The organism is Cupriavidus pauculus (genome assembly GCF_003854935.1).
GTDB classification, from domain to species: Bacteria; Pseudomonadota; Gammaproteobacteria; order Burkholderiales; family Burkholderiaceae; genus Cupriavidus; species Cupriavidus pauculus_C.
On record NZ_CP033970.1, the window covers coordinates 1,255,948 to 1,268,992 of the forward strand.

Genomic DNA, 13,045 nt, shown 5'->3' on the forward strand with positions numbered 1-13,045 from the left:
TGCCGCGCCGATACCGGGCGGTGCGATGCCCCTTGGCGGGCTTATGCAGCGCGTACACGCACAAAACCGAACAAGGCGAACAACGTGAAAGGTACGAAGTGATGGGCTTGCGGAAAATGGGGATCGGCGCGCGGATGTCGCTGGCGTTCCTGGCCGTGGTGGTGCTGCTGGCCGTGGTGGCCACGGTGGGGGTCAGGGCGCTGGGCAGCATGAACGACGCGATGCATCTGGCCGTGGAGCAGCGGCTGATGCGCGTGATGGAACTGAAGGTGGCCAAGGAGCGGGTGCTGACGATCGGCATCCTGGTGCGCGACGCGGCATTGACCGAAGACCCCGCGCTGGCCGAGCAGAACGCCGAGAAGGTGAACAAGCTGCGCGGCCAGGTCAGCGCCACGCTGGAAGACCTGGGCAAGGTGATGCGGGCATCGGCCAATCCGGAGTCCGCCGGCAAGCTGGACGCGCTGACCAAGGCGCGCGCCGACTACAACGGCCAGCTCGACCTCGTGCTGCAGCAACTGCGCAGCGGCGCCTTCGATGGCGCGCGCGCCGGGCTGGTGGTGACGCTGCCTGCCGCGCAGGCGGCCTATTTCGAACAGCTCGACGGCGTGGCCGAGATGGGCCGCCAGTTGGCGATGGCCGCGGTGGCCGATGCCACGCGCCAGTACCAGTTCACGCGCAACGTGCTGATCGGCATGTCGGTGGCGGCGGCCATCATCGCCGCGCTGCTGGGTGTGGCGCTGACGCGGTCGGTCACGCGGCCGGCGCATCAGGCGCTGGATGCCGCCGAGGCGCTGGCGCAGGGCCAGCTTGGCCACGCCATCGTCGTGCGTAGCCAGGACGAGATGGGCCGCATGCTGGGCGCGCTGGAGCGGGCGTTTGGCCAGCTCGGCGTGCTGGTGCGTGGCATCCAGCAGGCGGCCGGGTCGATCGACACGGCCGCGCGCGAGATTGCCAGCGGCAATACGGACCTGTCGCAGCGCACCGAGGAGCAGGCGGCGTCGCTGGAACAGACCGCCGCGTCGATGGAGCAACTGACGTCGACCGTGCGCCAGAACGCCGAGAATGCCCGCCAGGCCAACCAGCTGGCGGTCAACGCGTCGGACGTGGCCACCGAGGGCGGCCGCGCGGTGCGTAGCGTCGTCGACACGATGGACGGTATTTCCAAGTCGTCGGCCCGTGTGTCGGAAATCATCGGCGTGATCGAAGGCATCGCGTTCCAGACCAATATCCTGGCGCTGAACGCGGCGGTGGAAGCGGCCCGCGCCGGCGAGCATGGCCGCGGCTTCAGCGTAGTGGCGGCGGAAGTGCGCACGCTGGCGCAGCGGTCGTCGTCGGCGGCGAAGGAAATCGGCGAACTGATCAACGGTTCGGTGCGTCAGGTGCAGGACGGCGCCAGGCAGGTGGAAGTGGCCGGCAAGACGATGGACGACATCGTCAGCGCCGTGCGCCGCGTGACCGACATCATGGGCGAGATCACGGCGGCCAGCCAGGAGCAGACGGCCGGCATCGAGCAGGTGAGCCTGGCGATTACCCAGATGGAAAGCGTGACGCAGCAGAACGCCGCGCTGGTGGAGCAGGCCAGCGCCGCCGCCGAAAGCCTGATGCAGCAGGCCGGCAGCCTGGTGACCGAGGTGGCGCGCTTCGACCTGGGCCAGCACGGCGGCCCGTCGGGCCGTGGCGTGGTGGGCCGGGCCGTGGCCGAGGTGGAAACGATTGCGCCGCGCGCGGTGCGGCAGATCGCCGCCAAGCCCGCGCCCGCGCTGCCGCGCCCGGCCGCCCGGCCGCAACCGGCGCCGGCCCGTCTGGCGCCGGCCGCCCGGCCGCAGCCGGCAGCCCGCGTGGCCGCCGTGCCGGCCGCGGCGCGTCCGCCGGTGCAGCGCAAGCCGCAGGCCGATTCGGTGCTGTCGCGTCAGCCGGCCAAGCCGGCCACGCCGCGCGCGCCGGTGTCGCACCAGCGCAAGGAACCGGTGCTGGGCGCCACGGCGCGCCGCCGCCCGGCTGCCGCGCCGGTGCCCGCCACCGCCGATGCCGGCAACTGGGAAACGTTCTGACCTTGTCCGCGCCGGGCTACCCGGCGGCGGCGCAGCCGCCGGGCCGTGATCCCGCTGTCGCCCCGGCGGGCGGCGCACTGCTGAAAGGGACCGGACAAGCACGGTTTTCAGCAGTCGCATAAAATACCGGCTCTCCTTCACCGACAGAAGAGCAGCGGAGCCCGGCCGGGCTTCATCTGCCAGCCGAGCCATTCCATGTCCGCAGCGCCCGCCTCCAGCCTTACTCCCGACGCACCGCCGCCCGATGTCCCTGTCATGCAGGTGATCTTCGGCCTGATGCTGGCCATCCTGCTCGGCGCGCTGGAACAGTCGATCGTGGCCGTGGTGCTGCCCGACATCGCGCTGCAGCTGAACGGCTTCGAGGACATGGCGTGGGTGATTTCCGCCTACCTGGTGGCGTCGACCGTGGTCACGCCGATCTACGGCAAGCTGTCCGACGTGCTCGGGCGGCGCTCGGTGCTGACGTTCTCGATCGTGCTGTTCCTGCTGGCGTCGGTGGCGTGCGCGATGGCCACGACCATGCCGATGCTGATTGGCGCCCGCATTCTGCAGGGGCTGGGCGGCGGCGGGCTGATCTCGGTGTCGCAGGCGACCATTGCCGACGTGGTGCCGCTGCGCGAGCGCGGCAAGTACCAGGGCTACGTGAGCGGCGTGTGGGCCGTGGCGAGCATGGCCGGCCCGGTGATCGGCGGCTACCTGGCGCACTTCCTGTCCTGGCGCTGGATTTTCTGGATCAACATTCCGCTGTCGCTGCTGGCGCTGGTCGTGGTGCGGCGCGCGCTGCGCCATCTGCCGGTGAGCGGCCGCCGCCATCGTATCGACTATCTGGGCGCGCTGCTGTTTGGCGGCGGCCTGTCTGGCGTGCTGGTGTTCCTGACGCGCCTGGGGCAAGGTCATTCGCCGCTGGAGCCGCAGACGATTGGCCTGCTGGCGGCCGGACTGGTCGGCCTGGCGCTGTTCGTCTGGCAGGAGCGCCGCGCGACCGATCCCGTGATTCCGCTGGCGATGCTGGGCGTGCCGACCGTGGCCATCTGCTGCCTGACGCTGTTCCTGTGCTTCTTCCAGTTGATCGCGATGTCGGTGCTGCTGCCGCTGCGCTTTCAGGTGGTGGGCGGCGCGCACGCGGACACGGCAGCGCTGCGGCTGGTGCCGCTGACGCTGGCGATTCCGTTCGGCGCCTATATCTCGGGCCGGCTGATGTCGTGGAGCGGCCGCTACAAGCCGCTGCAGATGACGGGCTGCCTGGTGGCGCCGGTGGCCATCGTGGCGCTGGCGTTCACGCCGCCGCACGCGGTGCTGCCGGCGGCGCTGGTCATGATCGTGCTGGGCCTGTCGATCGGATTGCAACTGCCGAGCGGGCTGGTGGCCACGCAGAACTCGGTGCCGCCGCAGCAGGTGGGCATCGCCACGGCGCTGACCGCGTTCTCGCGGCTGCTGGGTGGCGCGGTGGGCGTGGCGGTGCTGACGACGGTGCTGATCGCGCTGCTGCGCCATAGCGGCGTGGCCGTATCGGACCTGAGCGGTGGCGAGGACGTGCTGATGAGCATGTTCCGCCGCGCCATCGCCGCAACGGATCAGGGCGATGCCGCCGCCGTGCGCGTGGCCGCCGAGCGCGCGTTCCGCGTGCTGTTCCTGCTGAGCGCGGGGGTGTCGCTGATCGCGCCGTTCTTTGTGGCGCGGCTCAAGGAGACGACGCTGCGCGGCAGCCCTGCCGCGGCGGCCAAGGCGGCTGCCGCGACGGCGGATTGAACGGCTAATCCTGCGGCGGCGCCAGCGCGCGCCGCCGGGCCCTGGCCGCCAGCCCCGGGCCCAGCGCCCAGCGCAGCGTCGGCGCCAGCCCGCGCATGCCGGCCAGCGCCAGCGAGCGGCGCAGCGACGGCCGGTGCAGCCCCAGCATCTGGCGCGCCCACGGCGGCAGCAGCGCCACGCCGGCGTCGGCCATCGTCCGCACGGCCGGTATCAGCAGCGGGTTGGCCACCGGCATGGCCATGATCAGCCGCACCACTTCGCGCGTACGGTCGGTACTGGCCAGCCCGGCGCGCTGGGCTTCCAGGTAGGCGTCGATCTGCGCACGCGTGCGCGGCACGTCGGGCGCGCCCAGCAGGGCCGCCACTGTCGCTTCTTCCTGGAAATACCGGTCCTGCTCGGCCAGTGACAGCGGCTTCACGTAGCGCAGGTAGCCGGCCAGGAAGCTCGATACCTCGGCCACGTGCACCCAGGTCAGCAACTCGGGATCGTCGGCGGCATAGGGCTGGCCGTCCGGCGCGGTGCCGCGGATCGAGGCGTGGATGCGGCGCACGCGCTCGATCAACTGCATCGCATCGGCACGGCTGCCGTAGGTGGTGCCGGCGATGAACTGCGCGGTGCGGCCCAGCCGGCCCTGCATGTCGGTGCGGAACGAGGAGTGGTCCCACACGCCGGCCAACGCGCGCGGGTGCAGCGCCTGCAACAGCAGGGCGCTGACGCCGCCCGCCAGCATCGCCGGGAAATCGGCGTGGACGCGCCAGCAGACGGCGTCCGGGCCGAACAGGCCGGGGTCGCCGGGCGGGTTGTCGTAGTCGAGCGTGAGACCGGAATTGCTGCGGGTGAGCGCGCGGACCTGCGCGCCGGCATGGCTGCGCAGCCGCTGCAGCAGCAGCCCGCTGGCGGCGCCGGCGGGCGGGCGGTTCGATGGGTCGGGTGTAGCGGCCAAGGTGACGAGTCGGGGGCGATGGCGCGATGTACGCCAGCATACACCCCCGGCGCGCGCGGTCGGCGGGTCAGTCGTAGCGCAGGTCCGTGGCCTTGCCCCAGAACACGCGGTAGGCGTAGGCGGTGTAGCCGAGGATCGTCGGCAGCACGATCACCGCGCCGACCAGGATCGCCATCAGCGATTCCGGCGCGCTGGCCGCCTGCCAGATGTCGATGCGGTCCACCACGAGGTACGGGAACAGGCTGTAGGCCAGCCCGTTGAACGCCAGCAGGAAGATCACGGCCGTGCCCGCGAACGGCACCCAGCACCAGCGGTCGTTGCCGCCCGCGTGGAGGTTGCGCATGCGCCGCAGGAACCGCTCGATCGCCACGAACAGGCCCATCGTCAGCAGCGGGATCGGCGCCAGCATGATGATGTTGGGCAGCGCGAACCATTTGTCGAAGATGCGCGCGCTGACCATCGGCGTGACCACCGAGATGGCCGCCACGCCGGCCGCCGTGAGCCACAGGCTGCGCCGCGCCCAGTAGATGGCGCGCAGCTGCAGGTTGCCCGTGGTTTTCATGATCAGCCACGTGGCGCCCAGCAGGCAGTAGCCGGCCACCAGGCACAGGCCGACGGCCACGGCGAACAGCAGGTTGGGCAGGTCGTAGCGGAAGCCGGTGATGTAGAGCCCGAGCATCAGCCCCTGCGAGAAGCTGGCCAGCAGCGAGCCGGCGTAGAACGCGAAGTTCCACCACGGCTTGTGCGGATCGCGTGCCTTGACGCGGAAGTCGAACGCCACGCCGCGGATGATCAGCCCGGCCAGCATCAGCGCCACGGGCAGGTACAGGTTGGTCAGGATCACGCCGTGGGCCAGCGGAAAGGCCGTCAGCAGCAGGCCGACGCCCAGCACCAGCCACGTCTCGTTGGCATCCCAGAACGGGCCGATCGACGCGATCATGGTGTCCTTGTCGGCATCGTCGGCGCGGCGCAGCAGCACGCCGACGCCCAGGTCGTAGCCGTCCAGGATCACGTAGATCAGCATCGACAGCCCCATCAGCGCCAGAAACACCAGCGGCATCCAGCCGGCCGGCTGGCTCAGGTCGTGCATCGTGGCCGGGTTCATTGCTGGCTCCTGGGGTGGGCGAGGACGGGTTGCGGGGTGGCGATGGCCGGCCCGGCGCCGGGCTGGCCGGCCTTGCGGGCCAGGTGGAACACCACCGAGATGTAGGCGACGATCAGCACGAGGTAGAGCGACAGGTACATGGCCAGCGTGCTGCCGATCATCGTGGCGGGCACCTTGGACGCCGCCTGCGCCGTGGTCAGCACGCCGTAGACCAGATAGGGCTGACGGCCGATCTCGGTGACGTACCAGCCGGCCACCAGGGCGATCCAGCCAGAGAACGTCATCGCCACCAGCACGCGCGCCAGCCAAGGGGCCGGGGCGACGCGCCGGCGGATCTGCCAGGCGCCCAGCCACGACACGACCAGCATCAGCAGGCCCACGCCCACCATGATCCGGAACGCAAAGAAGAGCGGGGCCACGGGCGGGTGGCGGTCGGCAAAGGCATCGATGCCCAGGATCTCGCCATCGGCCTTGTGCGTCAGGTAGATCGACGCGAGCTTGGGAATGGCGATCTCGAAGTCGTTCTGCCGCGTGGTGGCGTTGGGCAGCCCGAACAGCACGGCCGGCGCGCCTTTCTCCGTCTTCCAGATGCCTTCCATGGCGGCGATCTTGGCGGGCTGATGGTGCAGCGTGTTCAGGCCGTGCAGGTCGCCGGCGACGATCTGCAGCGGAATCAGCATCGCGGCCAGCATCACGCCGGTGCGCAGCGAATGCATGACCTCGCGGCTGCGATCATGGCGCAGCCAGCGGTAGGCCGAGATGCCCGCCAGCAGAAAGGCGACGGTCAGGCCAGAGGCCAGCAGCATGTGGACCAGCCGGTAAGGGAACGACGGGTTGAAGATGACGGCCAGCCAGCTCACCACGTGGGCGCGGCCGTCGATCATCTCGAAACCGGCGGGCGTCTGCATCCACGAGTTCAGCGCCAGGATCCAGAACGCCGACAGCGTCGTGCCGCCGGCCACCAGCAGCGTGGCGATGGTGTGCATGCGGTTGCTGACGCGGCGCATGCCGAACAGCATGATGCCGAGGAAGGTGGCTTCCAGGAAGAAGGCGGTCAGCACCTCGTACGCCAGCAGCGGGCCGGCGATATTGCCGACGGTCTCCATGTAGCCCGGCCAGTTGGTGCCGAACTGGAAGCTCATGGTGATGCCGCTGACCACGCCCAGCGCGAACGTCAGCGCGAAAATCTTGACCCAGACGCGGTAGGCGTCCATCCAGCTTTCGTCGCCGGTCTTGCCGTAGCGCAGCTTGAAGAACAGCAGCACCCAGGCCAGCGAGATGCTGATGGTCGGAAACAGAATGTGGAACGTGATATTCGCGGCGAACTGGATGCGGGCCAGTATCACCGGATCGACACTTGCAAACACGGGTTACTCCTTGCGGGGGCGGGCAGGCTTGGCGGGGGATTTGCTGCTGGCCGGCGTGACGGTCGACTTGGCGGCCTTGGTGGCCTTGTCGGCGCCTTTCTGCCGGGCGCCGCCGCCCATGCCGATGGCGGTGGTCAGCCGGTCCTTGACGTCCAGCAACTTGGTGACGCGCGAGCCCAGGCGCATCAGTTTTTCCAGCGTGGCGACGTCGAGCTTCTGCATGTCGCCAAACCACGTGGTGACCAGCAGGATCAGCCCGTACATCTCTTTCATGCGGGCCTGCGCGTGGCGGTCTTCGTCGGACAGAGGTGTCTCAAGCTGCACTTCACGCAGCATCGACAGCGTCGGATCAATCTCGCGCCGGCGCCGCTCCTCGGCCAGCGTGCGAAAGATGGCCCAGACATCATCGGGCGCGGAGAAGTACTCACGCCGGTCCCCCGGCTGGTGAGACAGCCGCACGAGGTTCCAGGACTCCAGTTCCTTGAGCCCGATGCTGACATTGGAGCGAGAAAAGCCCAACGATTCGGCAATTTCGTCGGCATTGAGCGGACGCGCCGCCGTGAAAAGCAGGGCGTAGATCTGACCGACCGTTCGGTTGATTCCCCACCGGCTACCCATCTCACCGAAGTGGAGGACAAACCGCTGGACCAGGGGCGAGAGCTGCATTGTCTGTTTTGAATTTTCAGAAAGTTGTGAAAGTTTAGAACAAAACGTTGCAGGACGTGTGCAGGTGTGACGGGGTGTCGCAGATGGGGTGGGTTACGGGGGGCAGGGTGGGCTGGGGCGGGTGTCACGTCCCAAAGCTAGTGCGATCGCGCTGTGGCGAGGCGAGATAGCGGACGACGCCCAGGGGTTGCCCAGATGACGGGACGCCGACGGGACGTGCTGGGATGGAATTGCGTCGGCAAAGGGCCGAGTTGCGGCAGGGCGTCGGCAGCCGGTGTATGCGTTAGAGCGAAGATTTAATGGAGCAGGAGTTCGTCGGCCGCTTCCTGTTGTGTTGGGGTCGCTAGGTATACAGAAAGATTGTCTCTGAACGACCCAAAGCGGAAGTTTCCTATTCCTCAAAACGGCCGCTCGGCGACTTCCTAGTCGGCGAACATTCCTGACAGTGGCGCGACGAGGTTGCTGGGTGCAAGAGCCCAGCATTCTCCCGGCGCGGGATCCGTCAGATCCTGCGCCCCCCCTTTGTAGGGGAAACTCTGGCGCTTCATGAGGCTGCCATCGAGTATTCTCTTGCGAGCTAGATGTCGCGGCTTAGTCAAGAACAAGCACGTCCTGGAGATCGGCAGATGCATTACGAGAAATTCGAAGTGGTTATGGCAGAATTAACCAAGAAAAGGCGAACTGTTCATTTGCTGCTCGGGAATGGTTTCTCCATGGCATATGACCGAGATATATTCTCGTACAACGCACTCTACGATTTCATTTCAAGTCTAAATGACCCTATGTTGGCGGGTGTCTTGAAGGCAATGAAGACGAAAAATTTCGAGCTAATGATGGAGCAGCTCGATACGTTTAGTGAACTACTAGATGTTTTTGGTGCTAACGGCGAGCTGAAAGCGAAGATCCAGTCCGCACATCTGGGGCTGCGCAGAAGCCTGATTGAGGCTATCAAGTCAATGCATCCGGAACATGTATTTAAGATTCCTCAAGAGCGCAGCCAATGCTGCGCAAGCTTCGTGAGCCGATTTCTAAAATCGGGGGGCTCGATATTTACTTCAAATTACGACCTGCTTCTTTATTGGGTGCTCATGCGACAGGGGATCCCCAACGCAGTCGATGGCTTTGGGCGTGAACTTCTCAATCCAATCGAGGTTGAGGCAAAGACCGAGGAGCCAAGCTGGTCTGACCTTCGCTGGGGGCCGAATCGATCGGGCCAGAACATATTCTATGTGCACGGCGCACTTCCTCTTTTCGATACTGGCCTCGACGTAGAGAAGGAGCAGTACGATCAAGCAGGCTATCTTCTGGAGAAGATCAAGGGACGTATCGAGCGGGACGACTATCCAGTTTTCGTTACGGCTGGGAACGGGCAAGAAAAACTTGCACAGATACGCTCAAATCCATATTTATCAAATTGTTATGAGAATCTCTGTGGCATCGATGGTTCAGTCGTTAGTTTTGGATTCGGCTTCGGAGAGTACGATTCGCATATCATAGACGCTTTGAATCGAGCCACCCATTTGCCGGGTAACGCACCGCCAAAACTACGAAGCGTTTATATAGGTGTATTCTCGGATGCTGACAAACAACGCGCGGCTGAACTCGAAAAGCAATTGCATGCTAAGGTTCATACCTTCGCAGCGCAAACGGCGGTTATCTGGGGCTAACTTGGTGGCCCCGGCTGTCCACTGCGCCATTTTCTTTACGGAATCGAACGCCGCGGTAATACTACTCGACAGCAGTGTCACCCACGCTCCTCGAAAAGGTGATTGTCGACGATCTACGGCGCACTGTCGAACGTCTCATTGTGGCCGGACGCCGCCTTCAGTCCGTCCGCACCCGAGCTTTCGGAAGTTGAGGCGGGCGACAATCGAGTGACTGCGGTCGGTGTCTCGGAGCGCCGCCCTGTACTACGGCCGCGAATAATCTACGTTCGCTTCACCGAAATGACGCTTTACCGCTAGAGGACGCCTCTCAGAAACGTCCTCGCTTGGAATCATTTGGTCCGGATAGATCAGGTCCATGCTGAACTTGCCATTGTTAATCGCATAGCTCATCGCCCGCCACTCGCGGTTCCCTGGACTAATCTTCCACGTTTGCCAGAGCGCGTAGACCGCTTCTACCATCTGCGCTGGGCAGTAGCGAAATCGAACTGAGTGATCGGAAATTCGATAAAAAAGGTGGCAGAGACGATCCCGTCTTCAACCTCCGCATACAGCAGCAATTGATCTACCGGTCCTTCGGCGGCTTCGAATGCCATTCTGCCGATATCTTGGTAGAGCGATTCGAGTGTTGTTGTACCCATGTGGCCTGATCCCGATTTATTCATACTGGTAGGTCGATTGTCGATGATTTGGCTCCAGAGGTCGACCGGCCGCTTCTGGCCGAAAAGCAACCACCTGCCGGCCAACCGTAGTCAACTGCGAACGCCGGAAATGGTCTTTAGATCGCCGAGATCATGGTAGCAATCTGCTTACGGTCGTCGCTTGAGAGTCGCATTGCCGTCATGGTGTCGTTGAGCGTAGCCGTGGCAGCTTGGATGGCCGAAGACAGCGTTCCAACGGCGCTCCGGATGGCATCAACCTTCATTTCGCGCTGACGGGCTGGCAGTTTTTGGTCGGATGCCGCCTCTTGTAGCTCGGCTGCCTTGTCGCGCAACTGTTGTTGAAGGTCTCGTATCTTGATCATCAGCTTCTTGATCGCGTCAGGGTACTTGCTGTCCTCGATCGCCCGAGTCGTCGCATCCTTGTCTTCCGTTTTCGACAAGACACGGCCGCCATGGGACATCGTAATCCGGTCGGATGCGGACTTCGGCGTACCATCGGCTTTTGTGGCGAAGCTATTTTCGGCAGGACGCGTCGCCTCGGGCCTGTCCTGCGCAACTGGTGAAGAGGAAGCTGCGTTCGACGGAAGCTCTGTAGTCGCCAGGGGCGAGACCGTTGTAACAACATCAAAATACATTATGGTTATCCTTTAAATTTCGCGTGATCTGGCCCAAGGGCCACAACGTATGACGCGATTCACTAACGGATAACCTCGGCTAACGTTTAACCGCAGAAACGAAAAAATGTGTTTCGAGAATCACAACAATAGGTCGTGAGAATATAAACCCAACGGTCATGGGGGATCATCCGTCTGACCAGCTGCTACTGGCCGGTCCCCGCCCTCGGCTTCCCCCCGCAGGGCTTGTCGGCGCCATAGACGACTTCAGAACCGAAGCGGTCTATGGTGTTGCGCCAACTAAACACCCATCCATCAGGGGGTATTCGTGCCCGCAGGGGGGCGAGGCGTACGGCGATGGCCCTGGTCTGCTACCCCCTCATCGCCTGAAACGCTGCCAGGATAGTGCGGGCGCGCTCCACGAAGGGGCGATCCACCATCTTGCCGTCGACCAGATAGGCGCCCACGCCCTTGGCGTCGGCCTCGTCGGCGGCCGCCACAATGCGCTGTGCCGCGGCGATCTCTGCCTCGGTTGGCTGGAACACGGCGTTAGCCATTGCAATCTGGCTTGGATGGATGCAGCTCTTGCCCAGATAGCCCAACCGGCGTGCCAGTTCGGCTTCGGCGCGATAGCCGTCCGCGTCCTTTACATCCGCGAACGCGGCGTCATAGGCGAATACGCCAGCTTCGGCGGCGGCCATGCGCATCTGGTACATCGTCTGCGCCACGGCCAGCGTCTCGCGCCGGTGGATGCCGGCCGGCTCGAACAGGTCGGCATAGCCGAGCTGCAGCCCCGCCACGCGCGGATCGGCGGCTGCCAGTTCATGCGCCTTGCGCAGCCCGCGCGGCGACTCGATATTGAGCAGCAGCTTCACCGGCGTGGTCACGCCGTTGGCGGCCTCGGCCTGTGCCACGGCGTGGGCGGCCAGGTGCACCTGCTCGACTTCCTCCACCTTCGGCACGTTCACCAGATGCAGCCCGGAGCGCACCACGGCGACGATGTCGGGCGCGAAGTGCGCGGTGTCCGGCGCGTTCACGCGCACGATCAGGGTCTTGCACGATGCTGCCGTGCGGCCCGAGGCCAGCAGGTCCTGCAGCGCGGCGCGGGCTTCGGCCTTGCGCGGCTCGGCCACGGCGTCTTCCAGGTCGAACGACAGGGCATCGGCGGCGCTGGCCAGTGCCTTGTCGAACAGCTCCGGGCGCGATCCCGGTACAAACAGTTTGCTGCGCATGATCGTCCTCACCGTCATTCGGCCCGGATGTTGCGCTGCTTGACGAGCGCCCCCCAGCGTGCCGCCTCGCCCTGCACGAACTTGCCGAACTGCTGCGGCGTGTTGCCGACGGGCTCCAGCCCCATCTGGCGCAGCTTGTCCTGCACCTGCGGGTCGGCCACGGCGTCCTGCACTTCCTTCGCCAGTCGCGCCACCACGTCGGGCGGCGTACCCTTGGGCACCCACACGCCGTTCCATTCCAGCACCTGGAACTCCGGCAGGCCGCTTTCGGCCAGCGTCGGCGTATCGGGCAGGCCGGGGTTGCGCTTGAGCGACGTTACCGCCAGCGCCTTGAGCTTGCCGCTCTTCGCATAGTTGAGCGTGGATGCCACGTTGCCGAAATAGGCCGACACCTGGTTGCCCATCACGTCGGTCAGCGCCGGCGCACCGCCCTTGTACGGCACGTGCAGCAGGTCGATGCCGGCCTTGGCGTTCAGCAGCTCGCCCGCCAGGTGCGACCCGCTGCCCGAGCCTGCCGACGCAAACGTCAGCTTGCCGGGATTGGCCTTGGCATAGGCGATGAAGTCCTTGACCGTCTTGTATGGCGCATTGGGCGGCACGACCAGGATGTTGGCCGCGGTGGCCACCAGCGAAATCGGCACCAGATCCTTGAGCGGGTCGAACGACATCTTGCGCAGGCTCGGATTGACCGCGAACGCCGAGGCGTCGTAGAGCACCGTGTAGCCATCGGGCGTGGCCTTGGCCACAGCTTCCTCGCCAATCACGCCGGCTGCGCCGGGACGGTTGTCGATGACCACCTGCTGGCCCATCGACGCGCTCATGCGCTGCGCGATCACGCGCGCCGTGTTGTCGGCGCCACCGCAGGCGGAATAGGGCACGATCATGCGGATAGGGCGGTCGGGATAGGCAGCGGCGGCCAGCAGCGGCGCGCACGCGGCCACTGCGACCAGCAGTTTGCGGCAGGTCGGATGCATGAACAGGTCTCCAGGTTT

At 65.5% G+C, this 13,045-nt stretch carries 11 protein-coding genes; 3 read left to right on the forward strand and 8 right to left on the reverse strand.

Translation table 11 applies throughout. The features are described from left to right. The first annotated feature begins 101 nt into the window (after positions 1–101). Positions 102–2,051, forward strand: coding sequence for a methyl-accepting chemotaxis protein (locus tag EHF44_RS23740; RefSeq protein WP_124686132.1), 1,950 nt, complete (start codon positions 102–104; stop codon positions 2,049–2,051). Positions 2,052–2,246: 195 nt separating this feature from the next. Next, positions 2,247–3,800: an MDR family MFS transporter gene (locus EHF44_RS23745; RefSeq protein WP_124686133.1), complete on the forward strand. Its 1,554-nt coding sequence runs from the start codon at positions 2,247–2,249 to the stop codon at positions 3,798–3,800. A 4-nt stretch (positions 3,801–3,804) separates the two neighbouring features. Here EHF44_RS23745 and EHF44_RS23750 read toward each other — a convergent pair whose 3' ends face one another. The 4 genes from EHF44_RS23750 to EHF44_RS23765 form a co-directional block, all read right to left on the reverse strand. After that, positions 3,805–4,743, reverse strand: a complete 939-nt coding sequence (locus tag EHF44_RS23750) for an oxygenase MpaB family protein (protein ID WP_124686134.1) — start codon at positions 4,741–4,743, stop codon at positions 3,805–3,807. Between the two features lie 67 nt (positions 4,744–4,810). Further along, a complete protein-coding gene (locus EHF44_RS23755) occupies positions 4,811–5,848 on the reverse strand; it encodes a cytochrome d ubiquinol oxidase subunit II (protein WP_124686135.1) in 1,038 nt (345 codons plus the stop codon). Continuing rightward, positions 5,845–7,215 carry a cytochrome ubiquinol oxidase subunit I gene (locus EHF44_RS23760; protein WP_124686136.1) on the reverse strand — a complete coding sequence of 457 codons (1,371 nt, stop codon included), beginning with the start codon at positions 7,213–7,215 and terminating at the stop codon, positions 5,845–5,847. Before EHF44_RS23760 ends, EHF44_RS23755 begins: the two co-directional genes overlap by 4 nt. 3 nt (positions 7,216–7,218) lie before the next feature. Then, positions 7,219–7,881 carry a GbsR/MarR family transcriptional regulator gene (locus EHF44_RS23765; RefSeq protein ID WP_124686137.1) on the reverse strand — a complete coding sequence of 221 codons (663 nt, stop codon included), beginning with the start codon at positions 7,879–7,881 and terminating at the stop codon, positions 7,219–7,221. Between the two features lie 626 nt (positions 7,882–8,507). Between EHF44_RS23765 and EHF44_RS23770 the strand changes: the two genes are divergently transcribed. Further along, on the forward strand, positions 8,508–9,548 hold the full coding sequence (locus tag EHF44_RS23770; RefSeq protein WP_124686138.1) for a DUF4917 family protein: 1,041 nt from the start codon (positions 8,508–8,510) through the stop codon (positions 9,546–9,548). A gap of 452 nt (positions 9,549–10,000) precedes the next feature. Here the strand turns inward: EHF44_RS23770 and EHF44_RS23775 are convergent, their stop codons facing one another. From EHF44_RS23775 to EHF44_RS23790, 4 genes are all read right to left on the reverse strand, one after another. Beyond that, positions 10,001–10,186: a hypothetical protein gene (locus EHF44_RS23775; RefSeq protein WP_124686139.1), complete on the reverse strand. Its 186-nt coding sequence runs from the start codon at positions 10,184–10,186 to the stop codon at positions 10,001–10,003. A 137-nt stretch (positions 10,187–10,323) separates the two neighbouring features. Further along, the gene (locus EHF44_RS23780; RefSeq protein ID WP_124686140.1) at positions 10,324–10,842 is read right to left on the reverse strand and encodes a hypothetical protein; all 519 of its coding nucleotides are present in this window, start codon (positions 10,840–10,842) and stop codon (positions 10,324–10,326) included. Between the two features lie 350 nt (positions 10,843–11,192). Beyond that, positions 11,193–12,053, reverse strand: a complete 861-nt coding sequence (locus tag EHF44_RS23785; RefSeq protein ID WP_124686141.1) for an HpcH/HpaI aldolase/citrate lyase family protein — start codon at positions 12,051–12,053, stop codon at positions 11,193–11,195. 14 nt (positions 12,054–12,067) lie between these two features. Beyond that, on the reverse strand, positions 12,068–13,027 hold the full coding sequence (locus EHF44_RS23790; RefSeq protein ID WP_124686142.1) for a tripartite tricarboxylate transporter substrate binding protein: 960 nt from the start codon (positions 13,025–13,027) through the stop codon (positions 12,068–12,070). Between the last annotated feature and the right edge of the window lie 18 nt (positions 13,028–13,045).